Annotated in this window: 13 protein-coding genes; 12 read left to right on the top strand and 1 reads right to left on the bottom strand. The window is 73.2% G+C overall.

What is annotated here, in order from left to right; all coding sequences use genetic code 11:
- Nucleotides 1-302: 302 nt before the first annotated feature.
- The 11 genes from ACZ499_RS03605 to ACZ499_RS03555 all read left to right on the top strand — a co-directional run bounded on the left by ACZ499_RS03605 (nucleotide 303) and on the right by ACZ499_RS03555 (nucleotide 13,294).
- Nucleotides 303-1,718 carry an FAD-binding oxidoreductase gene (locus ACZ499_RS03605; protein ID WP_468671816.1) on the top strand — a complete coding sequence of 472 codons (1,416 nt, stop codon included), beginning with the start codon at nucleotides 303-305 and terminating at the stop codon, nucleotides 1,716-1,718.
- The gene (locus tag ACZ499_RS03600) at nucleotides 1,715-2,356 is read left to right on the top strand and encodes an NADPH-dependent F420 reductase (RefSeq protein WP_468671814.1); all 642 of its coding nucleotides are present in this window, start codon (nucleotides 1,715-1,717) and stop codon (nucleotides 2,354-2,356) included. Before ACZ499_RS03605 ends, ACZ499_RS03600 begins: the two co-directional genes overlap by 4 nt.
- A gap of 57 nt (nucleotides 2,357-2,413) precedes the next feature.
- Nucleotides 2,414-3,601 carry an MFS transporter gene (locus ACZ499_RS03595; protein ID WP_468409766.1) on the top strand — a complete coding sequence of 396 codons (1,188 nt, stop codon included), beginning with the start codon at nucleotides 2,414-2,416 and terminating at the stop codon, nucleotides 3,599-3,601.
- Between the two features lie 217 nt (nucleotides 3,602-3,818).
- Entirely contained in the window at nucleotides 3,819-4,712 is an 894-nt protein-coding gene (locus ACZ499_RS03590; RefSeq protein WP_468671812.1) for a BTAD domain-containing putative transcriptional regulator, read from the top strand.
- 221 nt (nucleotides 4,713-4,933) lie between these two features.
- Nucleotides 4,934-6,250 carry an aspartate kinase gene (locus ACZ499_RS03585; RefSeq protein WP_468671810.1) on the top strand — a complete coding sequence of 439 codons (1,317 nt, stop codon included), beginning with the start codon at nucleotides 4,934-4,936 and terminating at the stop codon, nucleotides 6,248-6,250.
- A gap of 19 nt (nucleotides 6,251-6,269) precedes the next feature.
- Entirely contained in the window at nucleotides 6,270-7,109 is an 840-nt protein-coding gene (locus ACZ499_RS03580; RefSeq protein WP_371653256.1) for a 2-amino-3,7-dideoxy-D-threo-hept-6-ulosonate synthase, read from the top strand.
- A gap of 14 nt (nucleotides 7,110-7,123) precedes the next feature.
- Nucleotides 7,124-8,230: a 3-amino-4-hydroxybenzoic acid synthase gene (gene griH, locus ACZ499_RS03575; RefSeq protein WP_468671807.1), complete on the top strand. Its 1,107-nt coding sequence runs from the start codon at nucleotides 7,124-7,126 to the stop codon at nucleotides 8,228-8,230.
- A 178-nt stretch (nucleotides 8,231-8,408) separates the two neighbouring features.
- Entirely contained in the window at nucleotides 8,409-8,789 is a 381-nt protein-coding gene (locus ACZ499_RS03570) for a tyrosinase family oxidase copper chaperone (RefSeq protein ID WP_468671805.1), read from the top strand.
- Nucleotides 8,790-8,814: 25 nt separating this feature from the next.
- Entirely contained in the window at nucleotides 8,815-9,732 is a 918-nt protein-coding gene (locus ACZ499_RS03565) for a tyrosinase family protein (RefSeq protein WP_468671803.1), read from the top strand.
- A gap of 18 nt (nucleotides 9,733-9,750) precedes the next feature.
- Nucleotides 9,751-11,610, top strand: coding sequence for an asparagine synthase (glutamine-hydrolyzing) (asnB, locus tag ACZ499_RS03560; protein ID WP_468671801.1), 1,860 nt, complete (start codon nucleotides 9,751-9,753; stop codon nucleotides 11,608-11,610).
- A gap of 1 nt (nucleotide 11,611) precedes the next feature.
- Nucleotides 11,612-13,294 carry a carboxylesterase/lipase family protein gene (locus tag ACZ499_RS03555; protein WP_468671799.1) on the top strand — a complete coding sequence of 561 codons (1,683 nt, stop codon included), beginning with the start codon at nucleotides 11,612-11,614 and terminating at the stop codon, nucleotides 13,292-13,294.
- Here ACZ499_RS03555 and ACZ499_RS03550 read toward each other — a convergent pair.
- On the bottom strand, nucleotides 13,260-14,231 hold the full coding sequence (locus ACZ499_RS03550; protein WP_468671797.1) for a LacI family DNA-binding transcriptional regulator: 972 nt from the start codon (nucleotides 14,229-14,231) through the stop codon (nucleotides 13,260-13,262). The genes ACZ499_RS03555 and ACZ499_RS03550 overlap by 35 nt on opposite strands.
- Nucleotides 14,232-14,368: 137 nt before the next feature.
- Between ACZ499_RS03550 and ACZ499_RS03545 the strand changes: the two genes are divergently transcribed.
- Nucleotides 14,369-16,258, top strand: coding sequence for an amidohydrolase (locus ACZ499_RS03545; protein ID WP_468671793.1), 1,890 nt, complete (start codon nucleotides 14,369-14,371; stop codon nucleotides 16,256-16,258).
- The last annotated feature ends 402 nt before the right edge of the window (nucleotides 16,259-16,660 follow it).

The raw sequence follows: 16,660 nt of genomic DNA, 5'->3' as shown, positions 1-16,660 counted from the left end.
GGCGGAGCCGCACGTGTCACAGCCCCGCGCCCCTGAAGGGGCGAGGTACCGCGGCGGTCTTCCACAAAGCCGCTCAGCTCGCCCCGCCTCCCGGTGCGCGGCGGGGAAGCGACGGCGACTGTCTTCGGGTGTGCCTCCACCCCGCCATCGTCCCCCACCCAACGCCGGCGCACACCCCCCTCAGTTGAGGGGGGTGGCGCCGTGCCAACACCTTGATCTCGGGATGTCGCCGCGCCCGCCCCCCGGCCGACGATGGAACAGCCGCGTCACCCCGCCCCGCGCCGAATGAGGAGGCACCCACCGTGCGATCCGCCGTCCAGCACCCCCCGCACTTCCACGCCGACCAGGTCGCCGGGCTCGCCGCCGCCGTGCGGGGGCCCGTTCTCCTTCCCGGGCAGGACGGTTACGCCGAGGAGGGCGCGGGCTTCAACACCCTTCTGGAACACCGCCCCGCACTGGTGGTGGGCGCGACCGGGGCGGCGGACGTGGCGGCGGCGGTCCGGTTCGCCGCCGGGCACGGGCTGCCGGTCGCGGTCCAGGCGACCGGCCACGGCGCGGCCAGGGCCGCCGACGGCGCGGTGCTCGTCTCCACGCGCCGGATGACCGGGCTGCGGATCGCGCCGGACCGGTCCACCGCGCGCATGGCCGCCGGGGTGCTCTGGGAGCAGGTCGTCCACGAAGGCGCGGCCTACGGGCTCGCCCCGCTCAACGGCTCGTCGCCGCTGGTCGGCGCCGTCTCGTACGCGCTCGGCGGCGGACTCGCGGTGCTGGCCCGCACCTTCGGGTACGCGGCCGACCACATCCGCGGCCTCGACGTGGTGACCGCGGACGGCGTTCTGCGCCAGGTCGACGAGGAGCGCGAGCCGGAGCTGTTCTGGGGGCTGTGCGGCGGCAAGGGCAACTTCGGAATCGTCACCTCGATGGAGATCGGCCTGATGCCGGTGCGCCGTGTGTACGGCGGGGCGCTCACCTTCGACGGGGCGATGGCCCCGGCCGTACTGCGCGCCTGGCTGGAGTGGACGGCGCTGGTGCCGCGGGAGATGAGCTCCTCGCTCGCCCTGGTCCGCTTCCCCGACGACCCGGTGCTGCCCGCCGAGATCCGCGGCCGCTTCGTCACCCAGGTGCGGATCGCGTTCACCGGCGCCGCGACAGAGGGAGCCCAACTGGTCATGCCACTGCGGGAGTTGGGGGAGCGGGTGCTCGACACCGTACGGGAGATGCCGTACACGGAGGTCGCCTCGATCCACGGCGATCCGACCGAGCCGTACACGTACCACGAACGCACCATGATGCTCGGCGAGCTGGACCGGGCGGCGGCCGGGCGGCTCCTCGCGCTGGCCGGGCCGGGCTCCGGCTGCTCGCTCGGGCTTGTGGAGCTGCGCCACCTCGGCGGGGCGCTGCGCCGGCCGGTGCGGCACGAGAACGCGGTGGGCAACCGGGACGCGCGCTACTGCCTGCTCACCGTCGCCCCCGGGCCGCGCCCGTCCGGTCAGGGGGCGGACGACCTGCTGCTCGACCGGCTGGCGCCCTGGGCGACCGGCGGCAAGTACCTCAACTTCCTGGACTCCTCGGCCGGAGAGGAACACGTACGCGCCGCCTTCACCCCGGACGCGTACGCACGCCTCGCCGCGCTCAAGGCGCGGTACGACCCCGGGAACATGTTCCGCGTCAACCACAACATCGCCCCCGCGGTACTCCCGAGCGGGGTGTCGGCGTGAGTGTCGGGGTGATCGGCGCGGGGCCCATGGGCCGGGCCGCCGCACGGCAGTTCGCGCTCGCGGGCGAGACCGTACGGCTCGCGGACCGCTCCCCGGAGCGCGCGGTACGGGCGGCGGCCGCCGCGGGCGCGGGAACCCGGGGCAGCGTCGAGGCCCACGACGTCGACAGCGTCCTGGAGGCCGAGCTCATCACACTCGCCATGGGCACCGAGGAGACCCTCGCCTTCGTCGTCCACCACCGCTCGGCGCTCGCCGGGAAGATCCTCATCGACACCACCAACCCGGTGGAGGGGGCCGGGAACGCGGCGCTCGGCCGGACCGGCCCCAGCATGACCGAGCTGATCGCCCGGGCCGCCCCGCAGTCCTCCGTCGTCAAGGCGTTCAACACCGCCTGCGCGGCCGCCCTCTTCGCCGGCCGGGTCGACGGCGCCCATCTCGACGTGTTCGTGGCGGGCGACGACTACAGCGCCAAGATCCCGGTCATCGAGCTCATCGACCGGGCGGGGCTGCGCGGCCTCGACGCGGGCGATCTGCGCAACGCGCACGTCCTGGAGCAGATGGCGCTGCTGTGCATGGAACTCATCGAGCGGCTCGGCCTGGGCCTGGGCGCCGGGATCAAGCTCCTGCCCGACGGGTGACCGCACCCCCGACAGACCGTCCCCCGACCCTTCCCCGCACATCCCCAAGGAGTCACCGTGCGTCTACGGCTACTCGTCCTCGCCCTCGGCAACTTCGCGATGGGCGTCGACACGTTCATCATCGCGCCCATCCTCGACCCCATGGCCGACGACTTCGGCGTCTCCCGCACCACCGCGGGCTGGCTGATCACCGCCTTCGCGCTCGCGTACGCGATCGGCGGACCGCTGCTCGCGGCGGCCACCGGGCACCGGCCGCCCCGCCAGCTGCTGCTCGGCGCCCTGGGCGTCTTCGCGGTCGGCAACGCGCTCACCGCCGTGGCCGGGGACTACTCCTGGGCCATGGTCGGGCGGGTCGTGGCCGGTGCCGGCGCCTCCATGTACACCGCCAACTCCCTCGCCGTGGCGCGGGCGATGGTGCCGCCCGAGCGGGCCGGGCGGGCGGCGGCGCTGGTGGTGGGCGGGCTGACCGCGGCCATCGTGCTGGGCCTGCCGCTCGGCGCCTGGCTGGGCGACCAGGCGGGCTGGCGCGCGGCCCTGTGGCTGGTGGTGGGGCTGACCGCGGTGGCGACCGCCGGTATCGCGGCGACCGTCCCGCAGCTCAAGGGGCAGGCGGCGACGACCCTGCGGGCCCGGCTCGCACCGCTGGGGCAGCCGCGCGTACTGGTCACGCTCATCGCCACCTGGCTCTGCCTGAGCACCAGTTGGACCGTCTACAACTACATCGACGAGGTGATGGACAAGGCGACCGGCGGCGACGCGGGCCGCACCTCGCTGATCCTGCTCTGCTTCGGCATCGGGGCGGTGTCGGGCAACCTCCTCACCGGGCGCCTCACCGACCGGATCGGGCCGGTGCGGACCATCACGGTCGCCGCCCCGCTCCTGGTCACCGCCGCCACGCTCACGCCGCTGCTCTCCAAGTCGCTGGCCGCGGGCATCGCGATGGCGATCGCCTGGGGCGTGTGCCACTGGATGATCAACGTGCCGCAGCAGATGCGCCTTGTGGCGACCGCGCCGCAGTCCGCTCCGCTCCTGCTCGGCCTGCACCAGAGCACGATCTACATCGGCATCAGCACCGGCGGCGTGGCCGGGGCCGCCGGGTACTCCGCCGACGGCGCCTCGGGCGTCGGCTACGCCGCGCTGACCGTAGGGGTGGTGGCGCTGGGCGTCCTCGCGCTCTCCCTGCGGATCAACCGCCCGGCGGCCGCCCCCGCGACGGCCGCGCCCGCCGCCGCTCCGGCACGGTAGACGGGCTGCTCGACGCGTACTCCACGGGCCATCTGAAATCCTTGCCGAAGACGTTCCGCCCGGCCGCCGCATCGGCCGGGCCGGAATTGCGTCCGGCGGCCGAAAAAGGCCGCCGGAGGCCGAAAAGTCTTGCTAGAACGCCGACTTGGGGAGGGCTCAGCCAATGCAGTCAGCGGGAAACCAAGCATTCACTTTCCGGATACTCGGCCCACTTGAAGTGGAATGCGCGGGCCAGAAGGTCCGCCTGGGCGGATTTAGGCAGCAGGCACTGCTCGCCACGCTCCTACTGGAAGCCGAACACGTCGTACCGGTCGAACGGCTCCTGGAGGCCATCTGGGAGGACACCCCGCCCGCCTCGGCCAAGGGGCAGGTGCGGATCTGTGTGTCCGCGATCCGCCGCCAGTTCGTCGGCGCGGGCGTGGGCGACCTCATCGAGACGCACCCCGCCGGGTACCGCATCCGGCTGCCCAGCACCGCGCTCGACCTGGCCCGCTTCGAGCACCTGGCCGCCCTCGGGCGCCGGGCGGCCCACGACAAGCAGCCCGAGCAGGCGGTGGACCTGTTCCGCTCGGCCCTGGCGCAGTGGAAGGGCCCGGTGGCCGCGGGCCTGGAGAGCAGGGTGCTGCGCCAGGCCGCCACGATGCTGCGCGAGGAGCAGCTCTCCGTGCTGGAGGAGTGCGTCGACCTGGAGCTCCAGATGGGGCGGCACCGCAAGGTGGTCGGGGAGCTGTACCGGCAGGTCGCCGAGAACCCGTACCGCGAGCAGATGTGCGGCCAGCTGATGCTCGCGCTGTACCGCTCGGGGCGGCAGGCGGACGCGCTGCGGCAGTTCCGCGAGACCCGTACGCTCCTCACGGCGGAGCTGGGCATCGACCCCGGTGAATCGCTGCGCACCCTGGAGCAGGCCATCCTGGCCGAGGACCCGTCGCTGGAAACGCCCAGCCGGCCGGTCCCCGCGCAGCCTGGCGCGGCCCCGGTCGCCTCGCTGATCCGCCAGCCCGCACACCGGGCCGTGAAGACGTCCTGGACCGATCACACGCTGGCCATGCGCACCCGGCTGACGAGTTTGCAGCAGGCGAATCTCCGCCTCCAGGCAACGTTGAAACTCTGACGAAATCCGGTGGGCGCAGTCCCCACCAGCGATTTCCGCGATGCCCCGTGCCGTCGGCACGGGGCATTTCGCATCCGGTATCGCCGCGCGCCGGTCCGCGATATCCGCGTGAAACCTGGCCGATACGCATCTCGGGGAGCGTCACCGCCGGTGGGGCCGGACGGGAAGGGCACGGGGATCCGGGAAACGGCCTCGCCGAAGCCGTAGGAAAGGACTGCTTCATGGCTCTCTCGAACGGCGGAGGTGACCCCTCGCACGCCGAACGCCCCGACCGGCGCGGGCCCGTGGTGCACAAGTACGGCGGGAGCTCGCTCGCCACGCTCAAGCAGGTCCGTGCCGTGGCGCAGCGGGTCGCGGCCGCCCGCCGCACCGGCCGCGACGTGGTCGTCGTGGTCTCGGCCCGGGGGAACACCACCGACCGGCTGCTCCGGCTGACGGAGTCCGTCGGAGCGCCCCCGGCGGGCCGGGAGACCGACCAGCTGCTCGCGACCGGCGAGAGCGCGTCCGCCGCGCTGCTCGCCATGGCCCTGCACCGCACCGGGGTGCGGGCGGTGTCCCTGGTCGGCGCCCAGACCGGCATCCTGGCGACCGGCGCGCACGGCCGGGGCGTGATCGTCGCCGTGGACACCGAGGCCATCGGCGAGGTGCTCGCCCAGGGCGCGGTCGCGGTGGTCGCCGGGTTCCAGGGGCTCACCGCGCGGCGCGACGTGATCACACTGGGGCGCGGCGGGTCGGACACCACGGCGGTGGCCGTGGCCGCCGAACTCGGCGCCGCGCACTGCGAGATCTACACCGACGTCGACGGCGTGTACACCGCCGACCCCCGGGTGCTGCCCGCCGCCTCGGTCCTGCCGGTGGTCGACGTCGACGTGATGGCCGAGATGTCGTTCGCCGGCGCCAGGGTCATGCACGCCCGGGCCGTGGAGCTGGCGGCGCTGCGGAAGGTCGACATCCACGTCAAGCACTCCGCACGGCCCGGTCCCGGGACCGTGATCGCCGCCAGGGAGGAGACGAAAGCCGACATGCTCGAATCACCGACGACCGTCACCGGAGTGGTCCTCGACGCGGACGTTGCCCGGGTGACCCTGCGCTTCGGCGCGGGCGACGCGGACGCGGCGACCGACGTCTTCGCCTTCCTCGCCCGTGAGTCCCTCTCCGTCGACATGGCGGCGCTCTCCGACGAGAGCACGGGCGTGAACATCGGCATCACCCTGCACACCGACGACGTACAGCCGCTGCGGGACTTCCTGGCCCGGCGCCCCGGGCCACCGGGCCGGCGCATGGAGTCCGACGGGGGGATCACCAAGCTCTCCCTGGTCGGTACGGGGCTGCTCAGCCGCCCGGACAGCACCGCCCGGCTGCTGCGCTGCCTCAAGTCCGAGGCGATCGCGCCCAGTTCCGTCTCCACTTCGCAGATGCGGATCTCGGTGACCGTCCCGGACGACGACGCGGTCCGGGCCGCCCGGGTCCTGCACGACGAGTTCGGTCTTGCCGCACGCAACGCCGGGACGGGGTTCACCGCGCCCGTGCCCGCCTGATCCGACAGAGGAGGTTCCGATGATGTTGCACCATTCCTTCGCACGGCAGCTGCGGCTGCGGCGGATCCATCGCCACGGCGGCGACCGGCTGCTGGTCGTCCCGCTGGACCATTCGGTCACCGACGGCCCGCTGACCGGCGGCAACCGTCTCGACCACCTGGTCGGGCAGCTGGCGGACAACGGCGTGGACGCGGTGGTCCTGCACAAGGGCAGCCTGCGGTACGTCGACTCCGCCCGGTTCGCCCGCACCTCGCTGATCGTGCATCTGAGCGCCAGCACCGTGCACGCCCCCGACCCCAACGACAAGTACCTGGTCGCCAGCGTCGAGGAGTGCCTGCGGCTCGGCGCGGACGCGGTCAGCGTGCACGTCAACCTCGGCTCCACGCAGGAGCGGCAGCAGGTCGCGGACATGGCCGCCGTGGCGGACGCCTGCGACCGGTGGAACGTGCCGCTGCTCGCCATGATGTACCCGCGCGGCCCGAAGATCACCAACCCGCGCGACCCGGCGCTGATCGCCCACGCGGCCTCGCTCGCCGCCGATCTGGGCGCCGACATCGTCAAGACCGTCTGCGCCGAGTCCATCGCCGAGATGCGCGACATCACCTCCGCGTCCCCGGTCCCCCTCATCGTCGTCGGCGGCCCCCGGGAGCCCGACGAGACCCGGGTGCTCGCCTACGTCGACGAGGCGCTGCGCGGCGGCGCCAGCGGCGTGGCGATGGGCCGCAACGTCTTCCTCGCGCCGGACCCCGGGGCCATGGCCGCCAAGGTCGCCCGGCTGATCCACCCCGTACCGCACGACCTGCCCGCGCACAGCGCGGCCCCCGAGGCTCTCGCCGTTCCGCTGACCACCGTCTCTTAAGAGGAGTTCTCCCCATGAAGCTCAGCTGGCTCGACGCCCGTTCGCTCGGCGAGGCCAAGGAGGCCATCCTCCAGGAGGCCCTGCACTACCGGCTCGAAGGCATCGTCGCGGACGACCCCGCCGACCTGGCCGACCTGCCGCCGACGATCACCAAGGTCCTCTTCCCGCAGGGCAAGCCGCTCCCGGACGGGTTCGGGGACGCGTCGGTGGTCATCGTGGACCCGGCGGCGCACGGCATCACCCCGGCCGAACTGGCCGTCAAGCACCCGGAGATCGAGTTCGGACGCTTCGTGGAGATCATCGACGCGCCCACCCTGGAGGACGCCTGCGAGTCCGCGCGCACCGAGAAGTGGAGCGTGCTGCTCTTCCGCGACCCCACCAAGATCCCGCTGGAGATCGTGATCGCGGCGGCCGCCCGGGCCACCGGCAGCATGATCACCGTCGCCCAGGACGTGGAGGAGGCCGAGATCATCTTCGGCGTCCTGGAGCACGGCTCGGACGGCGTGATGATGGCGCCCGAGGCCGTCGGCGACGCGGCCCACCTCAAGGCCGCCGCCACCGCCGACGTGCCCAACCTCAACCTCGTCGAGCTGGAGGTACGGCAGACCGAGCACATCGGCATGGGCGAGCGCGCCTGCGTCGACACCTGCACCTACTTCCGCGAGGACGAGGGCATCCTGGTCGGCTCGCACTCCAAGGGCATGATCCTGTGCGTCAGCGAGACGCACCCGCTGCCCTACATGCCGACCCGGCCGTTCCGCGTCAACGCGGGCGCGATCCACTCGTACACCCTCTCCAAGGACGAGCGGACCAACTACCTCAGCGAGCTCAAGGCGGGCAGCAAGGTCCTCGCGGTCGACATCAAGGGCCAGACCCGGATCGTCACCGTCGGGCGGGTCAAGATCGAGTCCCGGCCGCTGATCTCGATCGACGCGGTGGCGCCGAACGGGCAGCAGGTGAATCTGATCCTCCAGGACGACTGGCACGTGCGGGTCCTGGGACCCGGGGGTGTGGTGTTGAACAGCACGGAGCTGAAGCCGGGGGACAAGGTGCTGGGGTTCCTGCCGAGCGAGGACCGGCATGTGGGTTACCCGATCGATGAGTTCTGCCTGGAGAAGTAGCCGGGTGCGGCGTCGCCGTTCGGCTGCGGACCGCCTTGGGCCGGTCGCGCCCACGCGGCGGAGCCGCACCTGTCACAGCCCCGCGCCCCTGTAGGGCGCCCAGTACGGCATGACTCGGGCGTGGCGCTCGTCCCGCACCACGGGCGCCACGCCCACCCCCACCGCAGAAAGGACTCCCATGCTCAACCGCCGCGATGTGATCAAGCGGGGCGCTGTCGCCGCCACCGTCGCCACCGGGCTCTCCGGAGCCGCCGGGGTCGCCGTCTACGGCACCCGCAACGGCTCCGACCACGCCACCGTCGCCGCCGCCGACAGCGACGACCACACCGAGACCTACAAGGGCCGCACCATCCAGGTCACCCGGACCGGCGCGGACCACGCCGTCTCCATAGACGGCAAGCCGCTGCACCTGATGAAGCTCGGTGAGGGCGCCTATCTGAGCGCCCTGTGCCACTACGAGGTCGCCAAGACGCCGCTGCACGCCGCCCGCGCCGCCGTCGACGAGCTGCACGGCGCCAACCTCGTACCGCTCGGTGACGCCTCCCACCACTCCATGTGATCCCGCGAGATTGAGGAACAGGACCATGACGCACGTCCGCAGGAACCACCTGGACATGTCGCGCAGCGAGCGGCGGCGGTTCATCAAGGCCGTCGTGGAGATCAAGCGGCGCGGGATCTACGACCGGTTCGTCAAGCTCCACGTCGACGTCAACTCCCAGGACTACCTCGACAAGGACACCGGCAAGCGGGTCGGCCACATCAACCCGGGGTTCTTCCCCTGGCACCGGCAGTACCTGATGGAGTTCGAGAAGGAGCTGCGCCGGGTCGACCCGACGGTGACCCTGCCGTACTGGGACTGGACCAAGGACCAGTCGCCCCAGTCGCCCCTGTGGGCCGACGACTTCATGGGCGGCGACGGGCGGGCATCCGACGGCATGGTGATGACGGGCCCGTTCGCCTACCCCAACGGCTGGCAGCTCAAGGTCAACGTGCAGCCCGAGGGCGATGAGAACCCCGCGCTCAACGGCCACTACACCGTGGACGACCGCAAGTTCCTGATCCGCCGCATCGCCCAGAAGATGCCCTCGCTGCCCTCGCCCGAGCAGCTCCAGCAGACCATGGACCTGCCGGTCTACGACTGCCCGCCGTGGAACTACACCTCCGGCAGCCAGCCGCCGTACAACAGCTTCCGCAACCACCTGGAGGGCTACACCAACTTCGCCTGGGAGCCCCCGGCCGGGAAGCTGCACGGCGCCGGGCACCAGTGGGTGGGCGGCCACATGATGTACATCTCCTCCCCCAACGACCCGGTCTTCTTCCTGCACCACTGCTTCATCGACAAGATCTGGGCCGACTGGCAGACGCTCCACCCGGACGTGCCGCACTACCTGCCGCAGGAGCCGACCCCCGAGGTCGCCGATCCGAGCACCCCGCTGTTCCCGTGGCACACGAAGACCGTCGCCGAGGTCGTCGACCACCGCCGGTACTACACCTACGCCTGACGAGAGGGGGTCTGAGACATGTGCGGTATAGCGGGCTGGGTCGGTTACGGCCACGACGTCACGCGGCACGAGGAAAACGCCCGGGCCATGACCGCCACCATGGTCTGCCGCGGACCCGACGCGGGCGGGGTGTGGACCGGCCGGCACGTCGCGCTCGGCCACCGGCGCCTCGCGGTCATCGACATCGAGGGCGGCAGGCAGCCGATGAGCGCCGGGTTCGGCGCCGCCCCCGAGGCGGTCGTCACCTACAGCGGCGAGGTCTACAACTACCGTGAGTTGCGGGCCGAGTTGGGTGCCCGGGGCCATCGGTTCCGTACCTCCAGCGACACCGAGGTGGTGCTCCAGGCGTATCTGGAGTGGGGTGACTCCTTCGTCGAGCGGCTCAACGGCATGTTCGCGTTCGCCCTGTGGGACACCCGTACCGAGGAACTGCTCCTGGTGCGCGACCGGATGGGCGTCAAGCCGCTCCTGTACTACCCCACCGACGACGGGGTGCTCTTCGGCTCCGAGCCGAAGGCGATCCTCGCCCATCCGCTGGCCGAGCCGGTCGTCGACGCCGAGGGCCTGCGCGAGGTGTTCGGCCTGACGATGACCCCCGAACACGCCGTGTTCCGCGGGATGTACGAGGTGCGGCCCGGCAGCATGGTCCGCCTCTCGCGGCGCGGGCTGCGCAAGACGCGGTACTGGCAGCTGGAGTCGCACCCGCACACCGACGACCTGGACACCACCGTCGGCACGGTCCGCGAGATCCTCGACGACACCGTGCGGCGCCAGCTCGTCTCCGACGTGCCGCTGTGCTCGCTGCTCTCCGGGGGCCTCGACTCCAGCGCGGTCACCGCGCTCGCCGCCCGGGCACTCGCCGAGGAGGGCAGCGGCCGCATCCGCACCTTCTCCGTCGACTTCACCGGCCACGCCGAGCGGTTCGAGGCCAACGCGGTGTGGGAGGCGCCGGACGCGCCGTTCGTGAAGGAGGCCGTCGCCCACATCGGCACGGACCACGAGGACATCGTCCTCGACAACGCGCAGCTGCTCACACCCGAGGTGCGCGGCGCGGTGCTGCGCGCGCTCGACCTGCCCACCGTCACCGGTGACATGGAGTACTCGCTCTACCTGCTCTTCCAGGCGGTACGGGCCCGCTCCACGGTCGCCCTGTCCGGCGAGTCGGCCGACGAACTCTTCGGCGGCTACAGCCACTTCCACGACCCGGAGGCGGTCTCCTCGGCCACCTTCCCCTGGCACCTGCCCTACCGGCGGGCCGGCGGCCAGGACGCGCTGCGCACCACGGGCCTGTGGGACCGGCTCGACCTCGGCGCCTACATCGACCAGCGCTACAAGGAGGCCATCGGCGACGTTCCCGCCCTGCCCGGCGAGAGCCCGCAGGAAGCGCGGATGCGCGAGATCAGCCATCTGCACCTCACGCGCTTCGTCAACTTCCTGCTCGACCGCAAGGACCGGATCAGCATGGCGGTGGGCCTGGAGGTCCGCGTCCCGTTCTGCGACCACCGCCTCGTCGAGTACGTCTTCAACACCCCCTGGGCGATGAAGACGTTCGACGGCCGCGAGAAGAGCCTGCTGCGCGCCGCCACCCAGGACGTGCTGCCGCGCTCGATCGTGGAGCGCAAGAAGAGCCCGTACCCCTCCACCCAGGACGTCCAGTACGAGATCTCCCTGCGCGACCGGATCACGGCCCTGGCCTCGGGCGACTCCCCCGTACTGGACCTCGTCGACCCGAAGGGCCTGCGGCGCCTCCTTGAGCGCCCCGTGGGCTCGTACTCGATCGGCGGGCCCTACAGCGGGCGCGCGGTCATGGAGCGGCTCATCGACCTGGACGCCTGGATCCGCGGCTACGGCATCCGCTTCGTGCCCGAGGCGGGCTGAGATGCCCGGACCCGCGATGGGGCGCCGGGCGGTGCTCGCGGCCTCGGCAGCCGCCGCCGTGGCGTACGCGGCACCGGCCGCCGCCGCCCGCCCGGCGCCCGGCGACAGGCCCTCCGGCCCGGCGGTGGCCCGCACCACCGCCGGGCCGGTGGCCGGGACGCGCACCGGCGGCGTGCTGGCCTTCCGGGGCGTGCCCTACGCCCAACCCCCGCTGGGCGAACTCCGGTTCGCCTCGCCTCGCCCGCCGCGGCCCTGGCGGGAGGTGCGCGACGCCACCCGTTTCGCCCCCGCGTTCCTCCAGACCATCGACCCCGCCAGCAGCGAGGACGGCCTCTACGCCAACGTCTGGACGCCCGCCCTGCACGGGCGGCGCCCGGTCCTCGTCTACATCCACGGCGGCGGCTGGCAGGTCGGCGCGGGCAGCCTGCCGACGTACGACGGAACCCGCCTGGCGGTCCGCGGCGACCTCGTCGTGATCACCTTCAACTACCGCCTGGGGCCCTTCGGTTTCGGCTACCACGAGGAGCTGACCGACGAGGCGACCGGCGACTGCGCCAACTGGGGCCTCCAGGACCAGGCCGCGCTGCTGCGCTGGGTACGCGACAACGCCGAGGCGTTCGGCGGCGACCCGCACAACATCACCCTCAGCGGCACCTCGGCGGGCGGCGCCTCCGCCTGGCAGCTCGCCCTGCGCCCCGAACTGCGCGGCCTGGTACGCAGGATCGTCCCGATCAGCGCCTGCCACGTCTGGCAGCCTGCCACCTCCCTGACCGTCCCGGACGCACGCCGGGCGTACGAGGAGGTGGCGGCCCGGCTCGGCACGACCGTACGGGGACTGCGCGCCGCGCCCGCCGGGGCGGTCCGGGACGCCTGGAGCGCGGTCTTCAGCGGCGCCCCGGGCGGGCGGAGCGTGGGCAGCGGCCGCGAGTACCGGGGCCCGGTCGTCGACGGACGCTGGATGCGCGGCTTCGACCACGAACTGGCCACCCCCGCGCTGCCGGTCCTGTCGATCCACACCCGTACCGAGGGCTCCTTCTACACCGGGCCCGGCTCCCCGATCCCCACCCCGGCGCCCACCGACGACGCCTCGCTGCCGGACGCGGTGCGCGGGGTGCTGCTCAAGGGCGCGGCGCGGGTGCCGGACTCGCTGGTGGACGGGTGCGTGGACGCGTACAGGGCGGCGGCCGTGGCCGACGGGCTGCCGCTGGACCCGGTCTCCCTGTGGACCGACGTCTGGAGCGACGGCCTCTTCCGGTACCTGAACGTCCGCTTGGCCGAGCGGCACGCCCGTACGGGCACGGCGCCCGGATACCTCATGGAGTTCGCGCACCCGGCCCGCCCGCCGTGGTTCGGCACCCCACACGAGCACACCTCCCCGTTCCTCTTCGGCACCTACGGGATCGCCGAGAACGTCGGCGCATGCGGCGACGGCCCCGCCGAGGCCGAAGTCAGCGGCGCCTTCATGGACCTGGTGGCGTCGTTCGCGCACACCGGCACCCCGACCGCCTCCGGCACCCCGCCGTGGCCGGTCTTCTCCCCGGACCGCCCCAGCACCCTGATCCTGGGCGAGCCGGGCGGCCCCCGCACGGCGCACCCCACCAAGGCACGGCAGCTGCGGTTCTGGGACGACAGCGGGTGGGTGCCACGGCTCAGTCGGCGGGCAGCGACGACTCCCTCGGCGTGAGCCGCGCCGGAATCGTCTGCCCCGCCCCGCCGGACCCGCCCTCGACGAGGTCCACCAGGGCGCCGACCGCGGCCCTGGCCGTGCGGTGCGGGGCGAGCGTCACCGTGGAGACGGGCGGGGCGGTCGTCTCGTACGCCGGGTCCTCGCTGGCGCACACCACAAGCAGGTCGTCCGGCACCCGCAGCCCGCAGCGCGCCGCCGAGGCCAGGACGCGGTGGCCGCACGGGTCGTAGAGGCCGTGCACCGCGTCCGGCCGGCCGGGCCCGCCCAGCAGGGCGTCCAGGGTGCGCCCTTCGCGGTCGCCGAAGTCCAGCGGCACGACCCTGGGCCCGCTGCCGCGCGCCGCGCACCACTCCTCGTACGCCGCCCGGCAGCTGCGTGTGTAGTGCTCCTCGCCCGGGCCCGCGACCAGGGCGATCCGCCGTGCGCCGCGCGCCGCGAGGTGGTCCAGGACCTCGTGCGTGGTGGCCCGGTGGTCGTTGTCCACCCACGCCTCGCGTACGCCGAGCCGGGCCGGGCGGCCGTCGAAGACCAGCGGCAGGCCCCGGGAGCGCAGGATGCGGACGACGGGGTCGTCGGCCGGGCTGTCCAGGAGCACCACACCGGCGACCGGCACGGTCCGCCACAGCGTCTCGGCGGGCGCGGCCGGGAGGGCGATCAGGGCGTATCCGCGCCGGTGGGCGGCGGCCGTGGCGGCGCTGATCGCCCGGGCGTAGAACGGGATGCCGGCGAAGTCCCAGGAGAGCGTGCCGTACGTGGTGACGGCGAGGCCGAGGGTACGGGGCGGGGGCTCCCCGTAGCCGAGCGCGGCGGCGGTCGCCCGCACGCGGGCACGGGTCGACTCGGCCATGCGGCCGGTGCCGTTCAGGGCGTTGGAGACGGTCGCCGCGGACACCTCGGCCGCGCGGGCCACATCGGTGAGGGTCACTCGGGGCACGGGCTCAGCGTACGGAATCCGTCGCCGGAGCGGGAGTTCGCGGGGCAGATCGGCTGCGACGGGGCGCTGGTGGTTAAGGGATTAATCGCGAAGGGTGCGGTGGCGGACGAGCCACACTCGACACCCCAGGAGCCCCTGTGAACCCCAGCTCTGCACCCTCCCGACGCCGGCTCCTCGCGACCGGCCTGGGCGCGGCGGCCGCCGTGTCCCTGACGGCGCCCGGCACCGCGTCCGCCGCTTCCTCCGCTTCCTCCGCTTCCTCCGCTTCCTCCAAGCGGCGCTCGGCCGCGATGGTGGTGCACCACGCGCGGGTCCTCACCGGCGAGGCGCACGCCCGCGTCCAGGAGGCCGTCGCGGTCGGGCGGGACGGAAGGATACTCGCGACCGGCAGCGACGCGGCACTGCGGCGGTTCGTCGGGCGGGACACCGAGGTGGTGGACGCACGCGGGGCGACGGTCATGAGCGGCATCCACGACGGCCACGCCCACCCGCTCGGCGCGGGGGAGCGCTCCCTCCACCCCACACTGGAGGGAGCGACCCTGACGGTCGCCCAACTCCAGGAGACACTCCGGGGTTTCCTCTCCTCCGACACGGCCCACGAGCCCGACGGCTGGCTGGTGGTCGAGGACTGGAACCCGGTCGGGCTGCTCCCCGCCGGGACCGTCCCGCACCACCGCATGCTCGACTCGCTCCCGACCCGCCGCCCCATCGCGCTCATCGGCAACGACGGGCACAACGCGTGGGCCAACCAGCGCGCGCTCGACCTCGCCGGGATCACCGCCGCGACCCCCGACCCGTCCGGCGGCCAGATCGTGCACGACCCGGACGGCACGCCGGGCGGCCTCCTCAAGGACACCGCACAGGACCTCCTGACGAGGGTGATCCCGCCGCCCACCCAGGCGCAGCTCCTCGACGCCTGTGCCAAGGCGCTCGCGCAGGCGGCGGCATCGGGCATCACCACGTTCATGGACGCGTCGGTGGGCACGCACCAGCTCGACACGTACGCCGCGCTCGCCGCCGCCGGCCGGCTGCCGCAGCGGATCGTGCCCGCGCTCCTGATCGGCCCGGACCTGGCGAAGGACCCGGCGGGGGCGCTGCGTTACGTACGGGACCTGCGGACGCGGTACGGGCAGGTGCCCGGGCTGCGGTTCGGCACGGCGAAGGTGTTCCTGGACGGAGTGATCGAATACCCGTCGCAGACGGCGGCGCTGCTGGCCCCGTACCTGGACGCGGAGGGGCGGCCTACCGGCCACCGAGGCGACCTGTACGTCTCAGCCGCCGACTACGGCCGCCTGGCGACGGCCTTCGACCGGGCGGACTGGCAGCTGCACGCGCACGCGATCGGGGACCGGGCGGTACGGACGGCACTCGACGGGTACGAGACGGCGGTACGGGCGAACGGCCGCCGCGGCAACCGGCACACCGTGGCCCACCTCCAGCTCGTCCACCCCACCGACTACCGCCGGTTCGCCCCGCTCGGGGTGGTCGCGTGCATGCAGCTCCAGTGGGCGATGCGGGACATCTGGACGATGGAGGCGCTGCTGCCGTACATCGGTCCCGAGCGGCACCGGCTGATGTACCCCGCGCGCAGCCTGGAGCGCCACGGGGCGGCTCTGTCGGGCGGCTCGGACTGGCCGGTGGACCCGCTCCAGACCTGGAACCAGATCCGCACGGCGGTCGACCGCGAGGGCTCGGAGGCGGGAGAGGGCGCGCTGTATCCCGAGCTGGAGGGCCTGACCCTCGCGTCATCCCTGCGCATGCACACGGCGGGGACGGCGCACCAGCTGCGCATGGACCGGGTGAGCGGCCGCCTGCTGCCGGGCATGGCGGCGGACTTGGTGGTGCTGGACCGTGATGTGACGCGGGTGCGGATCTCTGAGGTGTCGGGGGTGAGGGTGCGGATGACGCTGGTGGGGGGCCGGGTGGTGCACGAGGGCACGGCCCCCTCGGCGCCCGCGCCGCACGCCAGGTCCCTGGCCGGGGTGCATGGCGACCGGCACGGGTCGTGCGGGTGCGGGCACGCGTGAGGGTGCGCGGGGGCGGGGTGCGTGTTCGTCTGCGGGTTCGGTGGGGGCTGGTCGCGCAGTTCCCCGCGCCCCTTTTGGGCCCGGTGTTTTTCTGCGGGTGGGCTGTGGTTGCCCGCGCAGTTCCCCGCGCACCTTTCGGCCCGGTGTTTGTCTGCGGGTCGGCTGCGGTCGCCCGCGCAGTTCCCCGCGCCCCCTCAAGGCCTGGTCGGTGGTCGGGTGCGGGCCGGCTTGGGCTTAGCGCGCAGTTCCCCGCGCCCCTAAAGGCAGAACGGGCCCTGGCCACACTTCAGCCCCTCCGGCGTGCGAGGAACGGGGCCCGGCCACATTCAGCCCCTCCGGCGCTTGAGGAGAGGGGCAGGGGCCGCAGGCCCCGTCCCTTCAGGGGCGCGGGGCTGGGACATG

This window comes from Streptomyces sp. NPDC031265, assembly GCF_055570295.1.
The sequence above is the reverse complement of the archived record's forward strand: the minus strand, read 5'-3'. Positions and strand labels throughout refer to the sequence as shown.

Excerpts from the sequence above, each read along its gene's own strand:
- ACZ499_RS03585 (WP_468671810.1), top strand. The coding sequence starts at position 4,934 with ATGGCTCTCTCGAACGGCGGAGGTGACCCCTCGCACGCCGAACGCCCC.
- ACZ499_RS03580 (WP_371653256.1), top strand. The coding sequence starts at position 6,270 with ATGATGTTGCACCATTCCTTCGCACGGCAGCTGCGGCTGCGGCGGATC.
- griH (WP_468671807.1), top strand. The coding sequence starts at position 7,124 with ATGAAGCTCAGCTGGCTCGACGCCCGTTCGCTCGGCGAGGCCAAGGAG.
- ACZ499_RS03570 (WP_468671805.1), top strand. The coding sequence starts at position 8,409 with ATGCTCAACCGCCGCGATGTGATCAAGCGGGGCGCTGTCGCCGCCACC.
- ACZ499_RS03565 (WP_468671803.1), top strand. The coding sequence starts at position 8,815 with ATGACGCACGTCCGCAGGAACCACCTGGACATGTCGCGCAGCGAGCGG.
- asnB (WP_468671801.1), top strand. The coding sequence starts at position 9,751 with ATGTGCGGTATAGCGGGCTGGGTCGGTTACGGCCACGACGTCACGCGG.
- ACZ499_RS03555 (WP_468671799.1), top strand. The coding sequence starts at position 11,612 with ATGCCCGGACCCGCGATGGGGCGCCGGGCGGTGCTCGCGGCCTCGGCA.